General features: G+C 69.2%; 18 protein-coding genes and 2 pseudogenes. 15 read left to right on the forward strand and 5 right to left on the reverse strand.

Annotated features, from left to right (window positions below):
- Positions 1-149 (forward strand): annotated as a pseudogene (locus tag ACZ7HQ_RS39060) (IS30 family transposase); the annotation flags it as partial.
- A 151-nt stretch (positions 150-300) separates the two neighbouring features.
- Here the strand turns inward: ACZ7HQ_RS39060 and ACZ7HQ_RS39065 are convergent.
- Positions 301-1,060: pseudogene (locus ACZ7HQ_RS39065) on the reverse strand (transposase family protein).
- Positions 1,061-1,740: 680 nt separating this feature from the next.
- On the opposite strand from ACZ7HQ_RS39065, the gene ACZ7HQ_RS39070 reads away from it, so the two are divergent.
- Positions 1,741-2,529 carry an IS6 family transposase gene (locus ACZ7HQ_RS39070; protein WP_471000454.1) on the forward strand — a complete coding sequence of 263 codons (789 nt, stop codon included), beginning with the start codon at positions 1,741-1,743 and terminating at the stop codon, positions 2,527-2,529.
- Positions 2,530-3,409: 880 nt separating this feature from the next.
- On the opposite strand, the gene ACZ7HQ_RS39075 is transcribed toward ACZ7HQ_RS39070, so the two are convergent.
- A complete protein-coding gene (locus ACZ7HQ_RS39075) occupies positions 3,410-5,137 on the reverse strand; it encodes a PP2C family protein-serine/threonine phosphatase (protein WP_471000456.1) in 1,728 nt (575 codons plus the stop codon).
- Between the two features lie 191 nt (positions 5,138-5,328).
- Complete coding sequence (locus tag ACZ7HQ_RS39080; protein ID WP_471000458.1) at positions 5,329-5,691, reverse strand: STAS domain-containing protein; 363 nt, start codon at positions 5,689-5,691, stop codon at positions 5,329-5,331.
- Positions 5,692-6,445: 754 nt separating this feature from the next.
- On the opposite strand from ACZ7HQ_RS39080, the gene ACZ7HQ_RS39085 reads away from it, so the two are divergent.
- The 6 genes from ACZ7HQ_RS39085 to ACZ7HQ_RS39110 are packed head-to-tail and all read left to right on the forward strand — an operon-like array spanning position 6,446 to position 10,196.
- Entirely contained in the window at positions 6,446-6,787 is a 342-nt protein-coding gene (locus ACZ7HQ_RS39085) for an ArsR/SmtB family transcription factor (RefSeq protein ID WP_471000461.1), read from the forward strand.
- A complete protein-coding gene (locus ACZ7HQ_RS39090; protein WP_471000464.1) occupies positions 6,784-8,520 on the forward strand; it encodes a SulP family inorganic anion transporter in 1,737 nt (578 codons plus the stop codon). Before ACZ7HQ_RS39085 ends, ACZ7HQ_RS39090 begins: the two co-directional genes overlap by 4 nt.
- Entirely contained in the window at positions 8,517-8,930 is a 414-nt protein-coding gene (locus ACZ7HQ_RS39095) for a pyridoxamine 5'-phosphate oxidase family protein (RefSeq protein ID WP_471000467.1), read from the forward strand. The genes ACZ7HQ_RS39090 and ACZ7HQ_RS39095 overlap by 4 nt, the downstream gene beginning before the upstream one ends.
- On the forward strand, positions 8,927-9,352 hold the full coding sequence (locus ACZ7HQ_RS39100) for an ATP-binding protein (protein WP_471000470.1): 426 nt from the start codon (positions 8,927-8,929) through the stop codon (positions 9,350-9,352). Before ACZ7HQ_RS39095 ends, ACZ7HQ_RS39100 begins: the two co-directional genes overlap by 4 nt.
- A gap of 45 nt (positions 9,353-9,397) precedes the next feature.
- Positions 9,398-9,793 carry an STAS domain-containing protein gene (locus ACZ7HQ_RS39105; RefSeq protein ID WP_471000473.1) on the forward strand — a complete coding sequence of 132 codons (396 nt, stop codon included), beginning with the start codon at positions 9,398-9,400 and terminating at the stop codon, positions 9,791-9,793.
- Positions 9,794-9,842: 49 nt separating this feature from the next.
- Entirely contained in the window at positions 9,843-10,196 is a 354-nt protein-coding gene (locus ACZ7HQ_RS39110) for a zinc ribbon domain-containing protein YjdM (protein WP_471000476.1), read from the forward strand.
- A 34-nt stretch (positions 10,197-10,230) separates the two neighbouring features.
- Here ACZ7HQ_RS39110 and ACZ7HQ_RS39115 read toward each other — a convergent pair whose 3' ends face one another.
- Positions 10,231-10,437 (reverse strand): hypothetical protein, encoded by a 207-nt coding sequence (locus ACZ7HQ_RS39115; protein WP_471000479.1) that lies wholly within the window; start codon positions 10,435-10,437, stop codon positions 10,231-10,233.
- A 211-nt stretch (positions 10,438-10,648) separates the two neighbouring features.
- Here ACZ7HQ_RS39115 and ACZ7HQ_RS39120 point away from each other — a divergent pair, with 211 nt between their 5' ends.
- The 7 genes from ACZ7HQ_RS39120 to ACZ7HQ_RS39150 all read left to right on the forward strand — a co-directional run bounded on the left by ACZ7HQ_RS39120 (position 10,649) and on the right by ACZ7HQ_RS39150 (position 18,579).
- Positions 10,649-10,999 carry an ArsR/SmtB family transcription factor gene (locus ACZ7HQ_RS39120; protein ID WP_471000482.1) on the forward strand — a complete coding sequence of 117 codons (351 nt, stop codon included), beginning with the start codon at positions 10,649-10,651 and terminating at the stop codon, positions 10,997-10,999.
- 335 nt (positions 11,000-11,334) lie between these two features.
- Complete coding sequence (locus ACZ7HQ_RS39125; protein WP_471000485.1) at positions 11,335-11,817, forward strand: NADH-quinone oxidoreductase subunit B family protein; 483 nt, start codon at positions 11,335-11,337, stop codon at positions 11,815-11,817.
- The gene (locus tag ACZ7HQ_RS39130) at positions 11,814-13,847 is read left to right on the forward strand and encodes a proton-conducting transporter transmembrane domain-containing protein (RefSeq protein WP_471000488.1); all 2,034 of its coding nucleotides are present in this window, start codon (positions 11,814-11,816) and stop codon (positions 13,845-13,847) included. Before ACZ7HQ_RS39125 ends, ACZ7HQ_RS39130 begins: the two co-directional genes overlap by 4 nt.
- Positions 13,847-14,803 carry a respiratory chain complex I subunit 1 family protein gene (locus ACZ7HQ_RS39135; RefSeq protein WP_471000490.1) on the forward strand — a complete coding sequence of 319 codons (957 nt, stop codon included), beginning with the start codon at positions 13,847-13,849 and terminating at the stop codon, positions 14,801-14,803. The genes ACZ7HQ_RS39130 and ACZ7HQ_RS39135 overlap by 1 nt, the downstream gene beginning before the upstream one ends.
- A complete protein-coding gene (locus ACZ7HQ_RS39140) occupies positions 14,800-15,492 on the forward strand; it encodes a hypothetical protein (protein WP_471000493.1) in 693 nt (230 codons plus the stop codon). The genes ACZ7HQ_RS39135 and ACZ7HQ_RS39140 overlap by 4 nt, the downstream gene beginning before the upstream one ends.
- Positions 15,493-15,527: 35 nt before the next feature.
- Complete coding sequence (locus ACZ7HQ_RS39145) at positions 15,528-17,093, forward strand: proton-conducting transporter transmembrane domain-containing protein (protein ID WP_471000496.1); 1,566 nt, start codon at positions 15,528-15,530, stop codon at positions 17,091-17,093.
- Positions 17,094-17,097: 4 nt separating this feature from the next.
- Complete coding sequence (locus tag ACZ7HQ_RS39150) at positions 17,098-18,579, forward strand: hydrogenase large subunit (RefSeq protein WP_471000499.1); 1,482 nt, start codon at positions 17,098-17,100, stop codon at positions 18,577-18,579.
- A gap of 142 nt (positions 18,580-18,721) precedes the next feature.
- On the opposite strand, the gene ACZ7HQ_RS39155 is transcribed toward ACZ7HQ_RS39150, so the two are convergent.
- Positions 18,722-19,042 carry a hypothetical protein gene (locus ACZ7HQ_RS39155; RefSeq protein ID WP_471000502.1) on the reverse strand — a complete coding sequence of 107 codons (321 nt, stop codon included), beginning with the start codon at positions 19,040-19,042 and terminating at the stop codon, positions 18,722-18,724.
- Positions 19,043-19,183: the final 141 nt, after the last annotated feature.

Raw genomic sequence — 19,183 nt, forward strand, 5'->3', positions numbered from 1 at the left:
TGTCCCGGTGGTCGTCCACGGACCTCGAAGCCGTCGCCATGGCGATCAACAACCGGCCCCGCAAGACCCTCGGCTGGCGGACACCCGCCGAGGTCTTCGAAGAGCAGCTACGCTCGCTGCAACAGCCCGGTGTTGCAACGACTGGTTGAACTCGCCCAGTTCCTTCACACTGTTTTCACTGTTGAGCTTGAAGCGGTGATGTCGGGATGGCGGTGCTGCGGTCTTCTGCATGGTGGCGAAGACCGCGCACGCTGCTGTGTCGGCGACGGTGACATGCCAGCCCTTGAGCCTTTTCCATCCTCACTCTGAGCTGGTCGGGTGAAGGGTGAGGACGGCGTGGACGAGTGTGGTGATCCGGGTGGTCGAACAGCGGAGCTTACGGGGGAGCCTCCAGGACTTGAGGGTGGCGACGGCCTGCTCGACGAGCGCTCGGATCTTCGTGTGCGACTGGTTCACCGCTTTCTGGCCTGCGGGCAGGGTCTCCCACCGGCTCCAGCACGGGGTGTGGACCGTGCCGCCGACGCCCCGGTAGGCGTTGTCCGCCCAGCACGGGATGCCGGCTTCGGCGAGTGCGTCGACGATGCCATGTTCGCGGGCCGCGCGAATGTCGTGGATGGCGCCGGGGAGGGCCGGTGAGGCCCACAACAGCTGGCTGAAGGGGTCTGCGAGGGCCTGTACGTTCTCCCGTGCTTCTTGTGCTTACCCGAGTGAAACGGCCGGTCCGCGGCGATGTGGTCGATGGGAAGGAGCGTGCCGTCCAGGATCAGATACGCCTTCACCGACGCGGTCCGTACCGCGTCGGCCAGTCCCGGAGCGAGGGCGGCCAGGAGCTCGACAGCCTCGGTGACATAGCGGTAGGCCGTCGTGGTGCCGACACGAGCCCGGCCGCGAGCTGGGCATACGTGTGCCCCACTCGGAGATGGGCGAGCGTGAGCAGAGCCTGACGGCTGGCGCTCAGGCGCCGCCACCGGGAGCCGATCGAACAGCGTTGCCGCCTCAACTGCGTGAGGAAGCGGAGGGCAGAGCTGGACACGTCGACACCCGACGGGTAGACAAGCACATGAAGCCTCTGGTGGAGACGGTTCTCTTGGTCGAAAACCCATCTACCAGGGGCTTCACCACGTTGTCAGCCCAACGTCCCAACTGCACAGGCAGGTTGGAAAAGGCTCACTGGGGCCGGTCGTCACCAGCAGGCCACCGGACGAGGCCCGCGCCTGGCTCATCGATCTCGTAGCGGTTGCGTTCTTCGCACCCTGCACTGGCGCACTGGACGACGTGGACGGCGACGATGACGCTGCTGCGATACTCATCCGCGGGCTGGAGTTGGCTTTCAGTGCGGCCTACTTGGCTGGAGAACTGTGGGACCAGCGATAGCCGCGTGGCTGCCCACGAGGAAGCCCCCAGCGCCGCCGTCACACGGGCGCTGGGGGCTGGACGGCACTGTAGTGAGGCTGGGCTGACAGCGAAGTCTCTGAGCGGCTTACTCGTCGGTGTACTCCCACGTGCCAGGCTTGGCGTACCTGCCATCGGCGTTTCTGCGGAGGCCGTACTCGATGTGCCCGTCGAGCTGCCCGTGGCTGGTGCGGGTGTGTATTCCGCATGCCTCGGCGAATTCGTATGGGTCAAAGTTTGGGTCTTGGTAGCCCAACACCTGTGCTGCTACCACCATCGCGTTCCACCGCACTCGGTACGTCTCGGACTCGTCTACCGGTAGTTCGTTAAATCCGGAGGTAGAGGTCAATGCCGTGTCCGGGGTGTTTTCAAGTTCGCGAGGCGTGTGATGGTCTTCGGGGGATTTCATGGGAGGGCCCGGTCGTGGACACCGCTGCAGCGCCGTTATACAAGGGGTTTTGGTTCCCGCCGGAGGTCATCTCCCACGCGGTGTGGCTGTACCACCGTTTCTCCCTCTCCTTCCGTGATGTGGAGGAGCTGCTCTTCGAGCGCGGGATCACCGTCTCCTACGAGGCGATCCGGCTGTGGTGCGAGAGGTTCGGTCCCGAGTACGCAGCGCGGCTGCGCCGCCGGCAGCCGAAGCCGGGTGATAAGTGGCATCTGGACGAGGTGTTCATCAAGGTCAACGGGCGGATGCGGTACCTGTGGCGGGCCGTCGACCAGGACGGCAACGTCCTGGACATCCTCGTGACCAACACCCGGGACACGACCGCGGCCAGGCGGTTCTTCCGCGAGCTCCTCAAGGGCACCGAGACCGTGCCCCGGGTGATCGTGACCGACAAGCTCCGCTCCTACGGGGCCGCTCACCGCCAGGTCATGCCCTCCGTCGAGCACCGCAGCTCGAAGTATCTGAACAACAGGGCAGAAAACTCGCATATCCCTACACGAGAGCGTGAGCGCAGAATGAAGGGCTTCCGCAGCGTCGGCACGGCTCAGAGATTCCTCGCCGCCTTCTCCCGGATCTCCACCCACTTCCGCCCCCGCCGCCACCTCATCACAGCGAGTGACTACCGAACCGAGATGACCGAACGCTTCCGCATCTGGAAAGCCGTCACCGGCGTGCCCTCGACGGGCTGACCGAGGTGCCACCGCGAGCACACCCGCATCCTCACCAGCCCCAACCCACCAGCCTCACCAACAACTTGACGACCCCCCTGGAGGGCCACTACAAACCAGAGCCATCACACGCGAGGTGTGCGCAACGATCCTTTCAAACCGCCTGCAGAATCGTCTCTCCATCCACCCCGTCCCCACCATCCCTCACACGAGGGGCGCACACCACACTAAATCCTCCTGCGATTACAGGATAAGCCACTGAATTCCTGTCTGGGATTCCCGGGACCCCATGCCAAACGCGCCCCAGCCGATGCTGAGAGCCCGGCGGCGGGCTCTGCGGCGGGCCCGGTCTCGCTCGTCGGGATGATCAGCCATTCATATCCGTAACATGTTCCCTCCGAGGCGCGTTTGGGTGGATTGTGCGAACTAAGATCATCACCGCAGCCGCCAGACTCCTGCGCCAGCGAACACCCAAGCAGCCCCCACCACCCAGCGTCTACGAGAGCGTAATCGTGCCAGCGCCCCGCCGCGCCCCCGACCCCACAGCCGCCCGCGCCGCCCTCAGACGCGCCCTACAGCTACTGGAAACACCCGAAGACCCGACAGCCCTCACCGGCGCACGCGACGCCGCACGAGCCGCTCTCGCCACCATGCCATACCCATGGACAGCACCAGGATGCGAAAGCACCCGACGAGGATGGCGCAGCCACACATGCCTGCACCCAGGCTGCACACGATGCACCGCATACGAAGCAGGCGACCCCATGCCCACCCACGACCAATGACACCACCACAAAGGGGGACACAGCGAAACCCCCTCACCCACCACCCCCTTACAACCACCAAGAACAGTGGCAGCTGCTGCTTGACGTCTTCAGATCCCGAGATGTCTATCGGATGCTCAGGGGCTGATGGGTTCTCGGGCGGGTGTGCGTAGGACGAGGAGTGCGACATCGTCGAGGCCGGGTGGCTGGACTCGGCGCAGGAGCTGGTCGGTGAAGGACGGCAGGGGGCGGTGGGCGAGGGCGGCGGCGTGCTGGCGCAGGCGGTTCAGGCCCTCGTCCAGGGTGTGGCTGGGTCTTTCGATGAGGCCGTCGGTATACAGCAGGAGGGTGCTGCCCGGTGGCAGAAGGACGGTGGAGTCGGGGCGGGGCGTGTCGAGTCCGGTGCCGAGCAGGAGGCCGTGGCCGTCGGACAGGTAGTGGGTCAGACCGTCCCGGGTGACGAGGAGGGGCGGGGGGTGGCCGGCGTTGGTCCAGGACAGCTGCCAGTGGCCTTCGCTGGTCTGGGTCACCCGGGCGAGGACGAGAGTTGCCATGGTGACGTCGGTGATGGGCAGGATCGCCTCGTCGAGGCATTCGACGATCCGGCTCGGGGGCTGCTGCTGGGACCAGGCATAGGCGCGGAGCATGTTGCGCAGCTGGGCCATGCCGGCGGCCGCTTCCAGGTCGTGTCCGACGACGTCGCCCACGGCGAGCGCGGTGGCGCCGTCGGGCAGGGTGAAGGCGTCGTACCAGTCACCGCCGACCTGTGAGGCATCGGGGGCGGGCAGATAGCGGACGGTCATCTGCAGTCCGGGCACGCTCGGCATCTGGGGCAGCAGGTGGTTCTGCATGGTCTCGGCGACCTTGCGCTGGCGCTGGTAGAGGCGGGCGTTGTCCAGCGCCAGGCCGGCGCGGCGGGCGATGTCCTCCAGCAGGGGAAGGTCGGCGACGGTGAAGGCGGGCGACGTCGCGGTGCGGCCGAGGGTGAGAGCTCCCAGGACGTCGCGGGTGCTGCGGATGGGGGCGATGGCCGCGGAGTGGATGCGGGTCCTTTCGAACAGGTGTTGCTGCTCGGCTGTGATCCCGGAGTCCGGGGCACCCCGGTAGGTGTCCGGGCCGGCCAGGGCGGAGGCGACGCCCCGCAGGGCCTGGGACAGGGGCATCGGGGAGTCCTCCGGCACCGGAGGCATGGGCCCTTCGAGGTCCTCGTCGTGGACCAGCGTGTCGCCGTCGGCCCGGACCACGGCCGCGCGCCACACCTCGTCGCGTTCGGTGATCAGGTCGATGACGGCCCAGTCCGCCAGGCGCGGCAGGACCAGGCCCATCAGTCGGCGCAGCGCCTCCTCAGTGTCGAACGTGGACGTCAGCTGGGTGGTGGTCTCGGCGAGCAGGGCGAGTCGCTCGAGGTCGGTCAGCGTTGCGGCGGCCTGCTCCAGGCGCGGTCCGGTGTCAGGTGCCTGCCCCGGGTGGAAGACGACGAGTGTGCCGGCGCGTCGGTCGCCGATGTCGTACGGCGTGATCGTCCAGGAGATGGGGAGCAGGCTGCCGTCGGCGCGCTCGATGTACTCGTCGCCCCCCTGGGCCGGACTCCCGGCGTGGAACGCCTGCCGCATGCCGCACTGCGTCGCGGGCAGCTGCCGGCCCTGCGGCCCGCGATGCAGCAGATCGTGAGCGTCATGACCCGCGAGTTCACCGGCGGGGCGGCCCAGCAGGTCTTCGGCGCGACGGTTGGCGGCGATGATACGACCCTGCTCGTCCACGACGTAGGCTCCCGCCCCGATGGCCTCCAGGGCCGGTATGAGGTGAGCAGAGGGCACTGCTGCGGACTGTTCCTGCCCGGTCCGCGTGCTCTGCGGTCCCACCATGCCTCGCCTCCTCCTCAAGGGGGTTCACCTTGCTCACCAGGCACCGCTTTCGCATTCGTACGGTGGCCCGGCTTTCTTACTTCACTCCTATGTCCTGCCGGCGGGAGCGGTAAGCCGCCCCTCCGCGGCCTCTGAGTGACCATTCCCGCATCTGCTGCTGAGGCAGGGCAAAGGGGCAGTGACCGGCGTGGCTATGCCTTGGCCGGCCAGGAGGCCGGCACTTCGTCGGAGCCGGCCGTACCGGAAGGCATCACCGTGAACAGTTCGCTGGCCTGCGTCAGGTGCAGCAGTCGTTCGGGCTGGGCCTGCAGGCCGGTGACGGCAAGGCGGCCACCTTCGGCGTGAAGGCGGCGCCGCAGCAGGATCAGCAGGTTCAGGCCGCTGGAGTCCATGAAGGGCACGCCCGACAGGTCCAGGTACAGCGCCTTGCCGGCCAGTGGGATGACGGGAGTGGCCTCGGCCAGTGTCGGACAGGTCTGCAGGTCCATTTCCCCGCTCACGGTGATCACAGTGCGGTCGGCGTGCTGCTGTGTCACCACGGTCAAAGCGTTCATGGTTCGCCCCTCGATTCCGGGTCAAACCCGTCACGCCCTCCATAGGAGGAGGGCATCAAGCACGCGGCATAGGGCCGCATACAGCGAGCGAGGCAATCCGTACCGCATCCCGGTCACCGAGAAGATGCCCTTCAAGACCGGTGCGGGGCCTCCCACCAGACCAGGTTGGTTGCCCCTGGAGCGTTGCACAGGCGTACGCCGATGACCAGCCCACCCCCGCCAGCCCACCCCCCATAGACCGAGACCCGGCCCGGCCCGGCGGCCCAGCTTGCTCGGTGTTCGTCATTTCTCCCGCTCTCGGCCCGGTCAGAGACACTGGCGCGCCAGACCCTTTGACGCCGCAGCGGCCCGGTGCTTTCGGCCAGTCGTCACAGCGGCCGGTAACGAACTGCAACGCGCGGGAATCGAGCTGGTACATGAGGCCCGCACCGAGCCGTGGGGCCAGGCAGTGGCCAGACTTCTCACTGCGGACGGCTTGCCGACCCCAGGCGCGCCCGTCGACGATCCAGGTGCTACTCGCCCGCGCAGCCGCCCGCCCTCGTCACCGGATGACCTGTCGACCATGGCGTCGACCACCTCTGGACAACGGCTCATAGGCACCTCGTAGGCATCACAAATCGGCACTAAACGGATAGGCGAATTGCGAAATTTTGCAATTGGTTAGATGCTATGTTCGCTGTGCTCGCAGGTAGCCGCGAGCACAGCTTCTCTGTGTCTCACCTCGGTGGGGCTCTGCGAGGGAAGCCGAGGGGTCGTGTCAGTTCCGCTGTATCAGGCGAAGGCCGAGTTCTTCCGCATGCTGGGGCATCCGGTCCGGATCCGGGTGCTGGAGCTGTTGCACGACGGGCCGATGCCGGTGCGGGGGCTGCTGGCCGCTATTGAGGTGGAGCCTTCCAGCCTGTCGCAGCAGCTGGCGGTGCTGCGCCGCTCGGGGATCGTCACCTCCGTCCGCGAGGGCACGACCGTGGTCTACGAGCTGGCCGGGGGTGATGTCGCCGATCTGATGAAGGCCGCGCGCCGGATCCTGACCGAGATGCTCGCCGGTCAGGGCGAGCTGCTGGCCGAGCTGAGGGAAGTCGAGGCCGCCACCCGATGAATGCAACGTTCGCCCGAACGGTTCGGGCCCGGATCACCTCGCTGCTGCCCTCACGCTCCGATCTGGCGCAGGTACGGCGTGATCCACGCCGGGACCTGGTCGCCGGTCTCACCGTTGCGATCGTGGCCCTGCCCCTCGCCCTCGGTTTCGGCGTCTCGTCCGGGCTGGGTGCCGAAGCGGGTCTGGCGACCGCGGTGGTCGCGGGCGCGATGGCCGCCGTGTTCGGTGGGTCGAATCTTCAGGTGTCCGGGCCGACCGGCGCCATGGCGGTCGTCTTGGTGCCGATCGTCGCCCAGTACGGCCCCACCGCCGTGCTCACGGTCGGTCTGATGGCCGGCGTGATGCTCGCGGGTCTCGCTCTGCTCAGGGCGGGGCGCTACATGCAGTACGTGCCGGCGCCTGTGATCGAGGGGTTCACGCTCGGCATCGCCGCGGTGATCGGGCTCCAGCAGGTGCCGAACGCGCTTGGTGTGCCCAAGCCTGCGGGCGACAAGGTGCTCGTCGTCACCTGGCACGCGGTCGAGGAGTTCGTGAAGTCCCCGAACTGGACGGCTGTCGGGCTTGCGGTCGCCGTGGTTGTGCTCATGCTGGCCGGTGCGCGGTGGCGGCCGACGGTGCCGTTCTCCATCGTCGCCGTGATCGTCGCCACGGCCATGGCTCAGGTCGCCCACGTGGGCGTGAAGCCGATCGGCGACCTGCCGTCCGGACTGCCCGAGCCTTCCCTGTCCTTCCTCGATCTCGGTTCGCTCGGCTCGTTGCTCGCCCCGGCCGTGGCGGTGGCTGCGCTGGCCGCGTTGGAGTCGCTGATGTCCGCGGCCGCCGCCGATGCGATGACAGTGGGACAGCAGCACGACCCGGACCGGGAGCTGCTCGGCCAAGGTCTGGCCAACATCGCCGCCCCGCTGTTCGGCGGCGTCCCGGCAACCGGAGCGATAGCGCGCACCGCCGTCAACGTCCGTACCGGTGCCGGCTCCCGGCTGGCCGCGCTCACGCACGCCGCCGTCCTCGCGGTGATCGTGTTCGCGGCGGCGCCTCTGGTGTCGAAGATCCCACTGGCGGCGCTGGCGGGCGTGCTGCTGGCCACCGCGATCCGCATGGTCGAGGTCGGCTCGCTCAGGGCCATGGCGAAGGCGACGCGGTCCGATGCCGTGATACTCGTCCTCACCGCGGTCGCGACCCTTGCCCTCGACCTCGTCTACGCCGTCATCATCGGTCTGGTCGTCGCGGGCGCCCTGGCCCTGCGGGCGGTGGCCAAGCAGGCCCGCTTCGACCAGGTGCCCCTCGACCACGGCGACCACACGGCCGAGGAACACACGCTGCTGACCGAGCACATCGTCGCCTACCGAATCGACGGACCGCTGTTCTTCGCCGCCGCCCACCGCTTCCTGCTCGAGCTGACCGAGGTCGCCGACATACGGGTCGTCATCCTGCGGATGTCGCGGGTGTCGACGATGGACGCCACCGGCGCCCTGGTCCTGAAGGACGCGGTGGAGAAGCTGCGGCGCCGTGGCATCGTCGTCCTTGCCTCCGGGATACGGCCCGGTCAGCGGCAGGTTCTCGATTCCGTCGGCGCCCTGGAGCTGTTGCGGCACGAGGGCCAGGAGTACGCCACCACGCCCGAGGCGATCGGCGCCGCCCGCAACCACCTAGAGATGGCGGGAGTCCTGCCCGCCATCCCTGCCCAGAAGACGCACCCGAAGAACACAAACGCCAGCGAGGAACCAGCCCGATGAGCACACCCTCCAGCACCCACCGCATGGTCGAGGTCTCCGGCGCAGAGGCGTTGTGGCTGCTGCAAGGGGCGGAGCTGGGGCGGTTGGTGGTCGTGCAGCGTGAGGCGACCGTCGTACGGCCCGCCAGACACGTGTGGGAGTACGGCCGGCTGATCGTGCGCACCCCGATCCAGCCGGCCGCCCTTCCGCTGAGTGCGACGTACCACGCCGACGACATCCAGACCGCGACCGGCACCGGCTGGACTGTGACCGCGAACGGGCCGGCCCAAGTGATCACCGACCCCGACGAGGCCGCCCACTACCGGCGCACGCTGCCCGGCTGGACGCACGGCCCACACGACACCGTCGCCCGTATCCACCCGCAGACGGTCACCGCATTCCGCCTCATCCGGGGAACGGACAAACGGTGACCACACAACTGGCGGCGCTGCCGCACCGCCACGTACTCACCCTGCCGACCGTGCCGGCGGCGGTCCGCGTAGCCCGCGAGACCGCCGAGCAGACCCTGATGGAATGGGGCATCGGACTGCGGCACCCTGCCGTGGATCCCGCGCTGCTGATCCTGAGCGAGCTGGTCACCAACAGTGTGCGGCACGCCGCCGTGCTCTCTCCGCAGCTCACCGTGTTCTACGCGGCGGGCCGGGACTGCCTGGCCTTCGCCGTCCACGACCGCCACCCCTACCAACCCCCGTTGTACGCCGCGTTCACCGCCGCCGGGGCCGCTGGGCTGGCCACCGTCACGGAGCTCACGCTCGGACTGGGCGGTACGGCGGTCGTCCGCGGCGACGCCGACGGCAAAGGCAAGAGCATCTGGGTCACTCTGCCCCTGTGACCGGACACAGGCCCGGACGGGCAACCGCACAAGGAAGTTGACGACATGACCATCGACTGGCGCTACACCATCGAGCAGGATCTCGGCATCCTCTCCGTCGCCGGCTATCTCGGCCCCGAGGCGGTCCGCCGCTTCAGCGGCGCGATCGGCTGGGTCTTGGTCCGTGGCACCGGGCCGGTCGTCCTCGACCTGACCGAGCTGCGCAGCTGGTCCGCCGAGGGACAACTGGCCATCACAGAGGCCGCCCGACGCCTCGCCGAGGCCGGCCGGAGCCTGGAGCTGGCCGCCATCCCTGCCGACGGCTCGCTGGTCCCAGCCGGGGACTGCCCCGACATCCCCGTCCACTGTGACCTGGCCTCAGCGCTCGCCGTCCACGGCCGAGAGCCCTCGGCTCCCGGCGAGGGGCAGCAGGAGTGGCGCACCGACGGCTGGCCCGCCTGACACCCCCACCTCGTTCGCTTCAGCTCACTGAGAGAAAGACACTGGTCCCATGAGTGAAAATCTTCCCCCTTGCCCCGAATGCTCCGGCACGTTCACCTACGAGATGGGCGTCCTTCTCATCTGTCCGGAATGCGGCCACGAGTGGTCACCGTCCGACGAATCGACCGACGGGAGCGCGGCCAAAGTGATCAAAGATGCGGTCGGCAACGTGCTCGCCGACGGCGACACCGTGACCGTGGTCAAGAGCCTCAAGGTCAAGGGCAGCCCGACCGGCATCAAGGCCGGCACCAAGGTGCGCAACATCCGGCTCATTGAGGACAGCGTGGACGGCCACGACATCGACTGCAAGATCGACGGCTTCGGTGCCATGCAGCTGAAGTCCAGCGTCGTCAAGAAGGTCTGAACCGGCTCTCCCGCCGGGCCGGTACCTCCATTGGTCAGGCGCAGTCGGTGCCCTGTGCCGGCTGACCGGCATCCGGAGCGGGCCGCCCATGACGACCGCCGATGGACAGCCGGAGCATGCGGGCGTCGCCGCAGCGCGGGCAGTTTCCGTCCGGTGCGACGGCAGCGGGGCGGCACTTGAGGCGGCAGGCAGGGCACTTGAGCCAGACGATTCCGCTGCCGCGCAACGGGGTGATCCTCATACAAGCCTCCCTCGCCAGGACCATGGACTTGCTAATGTTAGCAATTACTGAGGTCATCACCGCCGAATATGGCGGCCTGACTCGTCGGCGCGGCTTCGGTTCTGCCGCTGCCGCACGCGAGGATGGGCTGCATGTTCTTGACGAGTGGGTGGATGCGATGCCGAATGGACCGGCCGGTCAGGCCGTGCCGTGCTGGGGGGAGGGTGGCACGATGAGTACGCCGCTGTACCAGCTGAAGGCCGAGTTCTTCAAAACTCTCGGCCACCCGGCCCGCATCCGTGTCCTGGAGCTGCTGAGCGAGCGCGAGCACGCGGTCGCGGAGATGCTGCCCGAGGTGGGCATCGAGCCGGCGCACCTGTCCCAGCAGCTGGCCGTGCTGCGTCGCGCGAACTTGGTACGGACCCGCAAGGAAGGGTCGAACGTGTACTACTCCCTGGCCAGCCCCGAGGTCGCGGAACTGCTGCGGGTGGCACGCTCGATCCTGTCCGGCGTGCTGGCAGGGCAGGCGGAACTGCTCGCCGACCTGCGTGCAGCCCAACGGGAGGCGAAACCGCCGTCGTAACCACGGCCCGTGACCGGCGGCCGTCTCCTGCTAGCTGGACAGCACTCGCGGATACCAGGAGGCGGTCGCCCCCCGCAGCTGCTCGCCGCCCCGCGGGCAGCACAGCCGGAGGAGAAGCCCGTCGCACACGGCGGCCATCGGACGGCGATCGTCCCCCGGGAGGCGGTCCCAGGAGGCGATCGCCCCTCCCCTGCCGCATGGAACCGTCTCGGTCCCAGTCCGAGGCGCAAAGTCTCCTAAAACTAAGCAAAACGCAGGAAAAGCACCGTAACTCCAATCGCTGGTTACCTGGTTGGTCACCTGCGGAAGTCCTCGCCACCAGTCGGGAGAGGTTCATGGGCCTGCTGCGCAAGATCCGGACCACCGGACGGGTGGCCGAGCCCGCGCCGCCACGCCCGGAGAGTGAAGTACCCCAGGCTGCTCGGCAGTTGGGTGGTTCGGTGCAGGTGCGCTGTGTGGATGCGGGTTCCTGCAACGGCTGCGAGATCGAAATCACCGCCGCGTTCAATCCGGTGTACGACGCCGAGCGGTACGGGGCGCGGCTGGTGGCCTCGCCCCGGCATGCGGACGTGGCGCTGGTGACCGGCCCGGTGACCCGGAACATGGCCGAGCCGCTGCGCCGCACCGTCGCCGCGATGGGCGAGCCGCGGCTGGTGGTGGCCGTCGGGGACTGCGCGATCAACTGTGGGGAGTTCGCGGGCGGGTACGGCGTCGAGGGCGCGGTCTCCGATGTCGTGCCGGTGGATCTGGCGGTACCGGGGTGCCCGCCGGAGCCGGAAGCGATCGTGGCGGCGCTCAGGAGGGTGACCGGTCGGTGAGCGTGATTCCGGCCGCCCTCGCGACGGCCACCACACTGGCCGGTATCGGGGCGCTGTCCGGACTCGGCCTACCGTACCGGCTGCGCGTCGCTGTCGTCGGCGTTCTGACAGCCGGTGTGGGGGTTGCGGGTGGCACGGCGGGTGTGGCTGCACTGGGCGGAAGCCGGTGGGCGGCCTTCTACGCCGGGCTGGTGCCGCTGGCCGGGGCGCATGTGGCGGTGGATGCGCTGGCAGGGCTGTTCACGGCTGTGGCAGGGGCCGTCGTAGCCGCGGTCGCGGTGTACAGCATCGGGTACGCCGCCGGGCACGGCGCACACGGGCTCGGCTCGCGCACAGCCCAGGCAGTACTGCCGTTGTTCGCGCTCAGCCTGGTTCTCGTACCGGTGGCGGCGGAGGTGTCCACATTCCTGCTGCTGTGGGAGCTGATGGCGCTCACCTCGCTGCTCCTGGTGCTGGCCGAGCACCGGGACCGCCCGTCCGTGCGGCAGGCGGGCACCTGGTACGCGGTGATGACGCACCTCGGGCTGGTGTTGCTGCTTGCGGGGTTCGCGCTGTTCGCCGCGCAGGCGGGCGGGGAGACCTTCGCCGCGCTGCGAGCGGGCGCACACGGCATCTCGCCGACCGTCCGCGGGCTCGTCTTCGTTCTCGTGGCACTGGCGTTCACCTCGAAGGCGGGCGCCGTCCCGCTGCACGCCTGGCTGCCCAGGGCCCATCCGGAGGCCCCCAGTCCTGTCTCGGCTTTGATGAGCGCCGCCATGGTCAACCTCGGCATCTACGGCCTTGTCCGCACCGGGCTCGATCTGCTGGGCGGCGGTCCGGCGTGGTGGTGGCTGGGACTGCTCGCGATGGGCGGGGCAAGTGCCGTATACGGCATCCTGCAGGCGGCGATGGCCTCCGACCTGAAACGGCTGCTGGCGTACTCGACCAGCGAGAACATGGGCCTTGTCCTGATCGGCGTCGGCGCGTCCGGGCTGTTCGCCTCCCACGGCGACAAGCCACTGGCCGCGCTGGCGCTGGCGGCGGCGCTGCTGCACGTGGTCAACCAGGCGGCGTTCAAGGCCCTGTTGTTCTGTGCGGCCGGGTCGGTGCTGCGCGCGACCGGTCTGCGTGATCTGGACCGTCTGGGCGGGCTACGTGCCCGGATGCCGGCCACCGCCGGGTTCTTCGCGGTGGCCGGGCTCGGTGCGGTGGCGCTGCCGCCGGGCAATGGATTCATCAGTGAGTGGCTGCTTCTTCAGTCCCTCATCCATGGTCTGAAGGTGCCGGGTGTCGCGGTCGCGGTGGTCCTGCCTCTGTCGGTGGCGTTGATCGCGCTGTCGGCCGGCATCGCCGCTGCCGCGTTCGTCAAGGCGCTCGGGGTGGGTTTCTTCGCCCGGCCTCGCAGTTCACGGGCGGACGGCGCGCGGGAGGCGCCGCCCCTGATGATCGCCGGTATGGGGTTGCTCGCCGCCGCGTGCGTGGCGCTCGCACTGGTACCCGGGCTGCTGGGCGGCGGCCTGGACCGTGCCGTTGGCGCGGTCGGGCTGCCCGGTGCCGGGGCGGTGTCGGGTGGCGGGGTGCGGGTGCGGCTGACTGACATCTCCGCGTCGCTGTCGCCGGTGTGGGTGGTAGCTGCCCTGACCGCCGCACTGATGCTGGCCATGGGGCTGCCCCGGTTGTACGGACGCCGTCGGCGCCGGACGAACGCCCGGCTGTGGGACTGTGGTGGCGGGGCGCCGACCGCACGCATGGCGTATACGGCGACCTCGTTCGCCGAGCCGCTGCAACGGGTCTTCGACGATGTCCTCGCCCCGGAGCAGGATGTGGACGTCACCCCGGTGCGGGAGTCGGCGTACCTGGTGGAACGGGTCCGCTTCCAGCACCGGGTGCCCGACCGGATCGAACACCGGCTCTACGAGCCCGTGCTGCGGGCGCTGGCCGGGACAGGGCAGGCGGCGCGGCGGCTGGCGGGCGGGAGCGTGCACCTGTATCTCGGCTACGGCTTCGCCGGTCTGGTCGTCCTACTGTTGGCGTTGGCGGTGGGCTGGTGATGAACGGGATTGGGTATGCGGCCGTCGCCGGGCAGATCGTGGTCGTGGTGGCCGGGGCGCCGCTGCTGACCGGGTGGATGCGGCAGGTGCGGGCCCGGCTGGAGGGCCGGGCCGGGGCGGGGGCGCTCCAGCCCTGGCGCGACACGCGCAAGCTGCTGCGCAAGGAGCCCATCACGCCTGTCGGAACCGGGCCCGCGTTCCGCGCCGCCCCCGCCCTGCTGGTCGCCACCACCGTCGTGACCGCCGCACTGGTGCCACTGCTGTCCACCGACACCCCGGTCAGCTCCCACGCCGACCTCATCGTGGTGGTCGCGCTGATCGCGCTCGGCACCCTCGCGCTCGCCCTGGCCGGACTCGACACCGGCACCGCGTTCGGCGGGATGGGCGCCTCCCGGGAGATGACGGTCGCCGCGCTGGTCGAACCGACCATCCTGTTGTCGGTGTTCGCCCTGTCGATACCGGCCGGGACGACCAACATCCCGGCGATCGTGTCCGGCGCCGCATATGAACCAGCCCGCCTCGCCTCCCCGGCCGGGCTGCTGGCCGTGGCCGCACTCGCGGTGGCGGTGCTCGCCGAGACCGGCCGCATCCCGGTCGACAACCCCTCCACCCACCTCGAACTCACCATGATCCACGAAGCGATGGTGCTGGAATACGCCGGCCCTGACCTGGCGCTGGTCGAACTCGGCGCGCAGATGCGGCTCACGCTCCTGCTCGGCCTGCTGTCCTCCCTGTTCGTGCCCTGGGGCATCGCCACCAGCGCCACCTGGGCCGCTCTCGTCGTCGCGCTGGTGGCGCTGGTGGCGAAACTCGTGCTGCTGGGTGCGGTACTGGCCGCGGCCGAGGTGTTCTGGGCGAAGGTGCGGTTGTTCCGCGTGCCGGAACTGCTCGCCGGATCCTTCCTGCTGGCGCTGCTCGCGGTGACCTCCTCCTACTTCCTGAACGGCGCGTCATGAGCGGCGGCCTGTACACCCAGCTCCTCGACCTGGCCTGCGGGGCCTTCCTGCTGGCCGCCGTGATCGTCCTGTGGCGGCGCGAGCTGGCCTCGATCGTCCGCGTCTTCGCCCTCCAGGGCGCTGCCCTGGCCGCGATCGTCATCCTGCTCGGCGCACACGAGGAGCGGTGGGACCTGACGGCCGTGGGTATTGGCGTCGGGGTGCTCAGGGCGGGCGTTCTGCCGTATCTGATGCGCCGCGCCCTGGCCTCGCTCACCGAAGACCGGCGGCGCTACGGCGACGGAAGAGCGGAGACGCGGGAGACACAGCCCCTGGTCAACGTCGCCGCTTCCCTGTTGACCACCGCGCTGCTGACTCTCCTGGCCTACGCGGTGGCCCGCCCGCTCACCGAGCTGAACCCGACGCCGGCCACCCGCGCGCTGCCAGTCGGCCTGGCGGTCGTCCTGATCGGGTTCTTCGTCCTGGCCACCCGCAGGCGGGCGCTGGCCCAGGTCGTCGGCTTCCTGCTGCTGGACAACGGGATCACCGCCACCGCGTTCCTGGCCACCTCCGGTGTGCCGCTGATCGTCGAACTCGGCGTCTCCTTCGACGTGCTGCTGGCGGTGCTGGTGTTGCAGATCCTCACCACGCGAATGCGGGAAGCGTTCGGCACGACCGACATCGACGACCTGCGGGAGCTGCACGACTGATGCCGTACCTATCAGGAGGGGCCGCCGCACTGCCGTTGAGCACTCCCGTTGCCGCACCGCTGGTCGTCGCCGCCGCGTATGCGCTGACCGCCCGGCGCAACCGCCCGTCCGCCGAGGCGCTCGCCGCAGCTCTCACCGAGGCCCGGCGGCGTTCGTCCGCGCAGGGCTATGTGATGGTGGCGGAGACGCCGGAGCCTGTCGAGGTGCCCAAGCGGCATATGAGGGACTGGGCCGCTCTCGTCTCGCCCCTGGTGATCCTTGCCTGCGGGAGCCTGCTGGCGGCGGGCGTCCTCGGCAAGGGGCCGCGAACCGCCTACTCCGGGCTACTGCGCGCCGACGCCCTGACCGCATGGATGCTGCTGGTCGTCGGTGCCGTCGCACTCATCGCCTGCGGGACGGCTCCGACGTATCTGGCGGGCGAGCGGGCGGCCGGACGAGCGAGCGACAGTACGGTCTGGCGCTACCACACGCTTGTGCAGGCGTTCCTGGCCGCGATGTGCTTGGCCGTGGTGACCGCGAACCTCGGTGTGCTGTGGGTCGCGGTGGAGGCCACCACGATCGTCACTGCCTTCCTCGTCGGCCACCGCCATACCCGCACCTCGGTGGAGGCAGCCTGGAAGTACGTGGTGATCTGCTCCGCCGGCATCGCGCTCGCCTTCCTCGGCACCGTGCTGATCTACTACGCAGCCCGGCAGGCGGGCATCGCCGAGGCATGGGCCCTGGACTGGCCCACCCTCGTCGCCCGCGCCGACCGCCTCGACCCGGCGGTCACCCGGCTCGGCATCACCCTCGTCGTCCTCGGCTTCGGCGCAAAGGCCGGTCTGATCCCGCTGCACGCCTGGCTACCGGACGCACACAGCCAGGCCCCGGCACCGGTCTCCGCGCTGATGTCCGGAGTGCTGCTGTCAGTCGCCTTCGCCGCGATCCTGCGCTACCGGGTCATCGCGGACGCGGCCCTCGGTGCCGACTTCACCCGCGTCCTGCTGGCCGGAATCGCCCTGCTCACCCTCGCCCTCGCGGCCGGGCTGCTGCTCGCCCAACGTGACTACAAACGGATGCTGGCCTACTCGTCGATGGAGCACATGAGCCTGATCGCCCTCGCCGCAGCGATCGGCAGCCCGCTGGCCCTGTCCGCAGCCCTGCTGCACATCGCCGGCCACGGACTCGCCAAATCCGTCGCCTTCTGCGCCTCCGGTCGCATCCTCCACCTCACCGGCACCACACGGATCGGACGAGTCCGCGGCCTGATCGCCCAGACACCACCACTCGCAGGCGCATTCGGACTCGCGGTGGTGGCACTGATGGCCTTCCCACCGTTCAGCCTCTTCGCCTCCGAACTGGGCATCGCCCGAGCCGGATTCGCCGCCGGGCGGGGACTTGGCTGGGTCACCGCAGCCGCGCTACTGCTCGTACTGGTCGTCTTCGCCGCACTCGCCACCCGCGCCTCCCGCATACTGCTCGGACCGGGAACACCGGCCGAGGAAAGCCCCTCCGCCGTGTGGCCGCTGCTGCTGGGCCTGGCCGCCTGTGCCGCCCTGGGCATCACCCTCGGCCCCCTCGCCGATCTGCTGCACACCGCCGCCCAGGCGATCGGAGGCTGAAGCGATGCGCACCACACTGGACATCGACGTCACCGAATTGCCGCAGCGAGCCGAGCGGTTGCTCGCGGACGGCCACCGGCTCGCGCTGGTCGCCGCACACCTCGACGAGGCCGGACCGCGCGTGGTGTACTTGTTCGTGGCAGGCCCGCCCGACGCCCGCACCGAACTGACCGTACGCCTGGACCCCGACCGTCCTCAGCTGCCGACGCTGGCCCATCTCTCCTTCCCCGCAGGCCGGTTCGAGCGCGAGATGCGCGACCTGTTCGGCATCGTCCCCCTCGGCCACCCCCTGCCGCACCGTCTTGTACGCCACTTCCACTGGCCCCGCGGCTGGTACCCGATGCACCCCGATGCCGGACCTCCGCCGCCCTTCGGTGAACAGGAAGGTCCGTACCCCTTCCTGGAGGTCGAAGGCGAGGGTGTGTACGAGATCCCCGTCGGGCCCGTGCACGCCGGCCTGATCGAACCCGGCCACTTCCGGTTCTCCGTCGTCGGCGAGACCATCCTCAAACTCAAGGCCCGCCTCTGGTTCGTCCACAAGGGTGTCGAAAAGCTGTTCCAGGGACGCTCGGTGGCCGCCGGGCTCCCACTCGCCGAACGTATCAGCGGCGACACCGCCGTCGGCCATGCCCTGGCCTACTGCCTGGCCGTCGAAGAGGCCACCGGCACCCACGTCCCGGCCGAGGCCCAGCGCGCCCGCGCTCTTCTCCTGGAACTGGAACGGATCCACAACCACGTTGCCGACCTCGGCATGCTCTGCAACGACGTAGGCCACGGCATCCTCAACGCCCACGCCCAGCGGCTCCGAGAGCAACTCCTGCGCCTCAACAAGGAAGTCACCGGGCACCGGCTGCTGCGCGGCGGCGTCGTCCCCGGCGGCGCGGCCCTGCGCGCACTGCCCGATCCGGCCCGGATGAAGGCGATCCACGAGGACGTCGGGGAGATCGCCGACCTCGCCCTGGGCCACTCCACCGTTCACGACCGCTTCACCGGCACGGCCATCCTGCACACCGCCGCCGCCCGGGAAATCGGCTGCCTCGGCTACGTCGCCCGCGCCAGCGGCATCGCCGACGACGCCCGCGTGGCACACCCCTTCACCGGATACGGTGCGCAGCTCGACGTACCCGTCCACACCAGCGGCGACGTCCTGGCCCGCTTCCTCGTCCGTGCTGAGGAAATCGAGACCTCCTTCGCCCTGATCGAGCAGTTCGTCGACGGACTGACTGCCCCCACGACGATGCTCGGGGCCCAGCCGCCACCCGGCGTTGGCCGCAGCACCGGCGTGGGCCTGGTCGAGGGCTGGCGCGGCACCATCGCCACCCGCGTCGAACTCGCACCCGACGGCACCCTCGCCCGGGCCAAGCCGGTCGACCCGTCCTTCTTCAACTGGCCCGCTCTGCCGGTCGCGCTGGCGGACACGATCGTCCCGGACTTCCCGCTGACCAACAAGAGCTTCAACCTCTCCTACGCGGGCAACGACCTGTGACTCTTCAGATGACATCTCCCTGTACCGACATGGCGTACATAGAGATCTGCCTCTTCAAAACGGCCGACGACACCCAGGCTGTTTCCTGCACTGCTGCGATCGGGTGTTCGTCTGTCGTCATGCCCAGGGCGACGCAGATCGCTTACTGCCGGGCCGCGGCCTGTTCGTCAGGGGCGGTCACGGTGGCGGCTTTGCCGTCCTGCAGTTGCTGAGGGCGCTTGAGCGTTGCAGCGAGCATGGCCTGTGTGCCCGAGGGTTCGCCTGCGGTGCGGCCTTCGATCCGTACCCGGATGTTGACCTTGCCCGAGCGGACGTACCGGTCGATGGTGTCGTCGCTGACTCCGGGGTTGATGACCAGTGTGTTTTCGTCGCCATCCGGCGTTTTGGGGTTCTGTTGCTTGCTGGTCTCGGTGCCCTTCCATGTCGTGTACTGGCGTTGGGCAGCGGACGCGATGGCTACCAAGCGGCCGCCTCGCCCAGTCCGAGGACGCCGCCCCGACAGGCGCAGCCGAGGCCAGCGGCAACGCTGACCTCGGTCTCCGGTCCTCCTCGGTGCACAGAAGCTGCCGCACTTGGATCAACGAGGTGCAGCGGACAGATGGGT

It is taken from the genome of Streptomyces sp. NPDC037290, assembly GCF_055603245.1.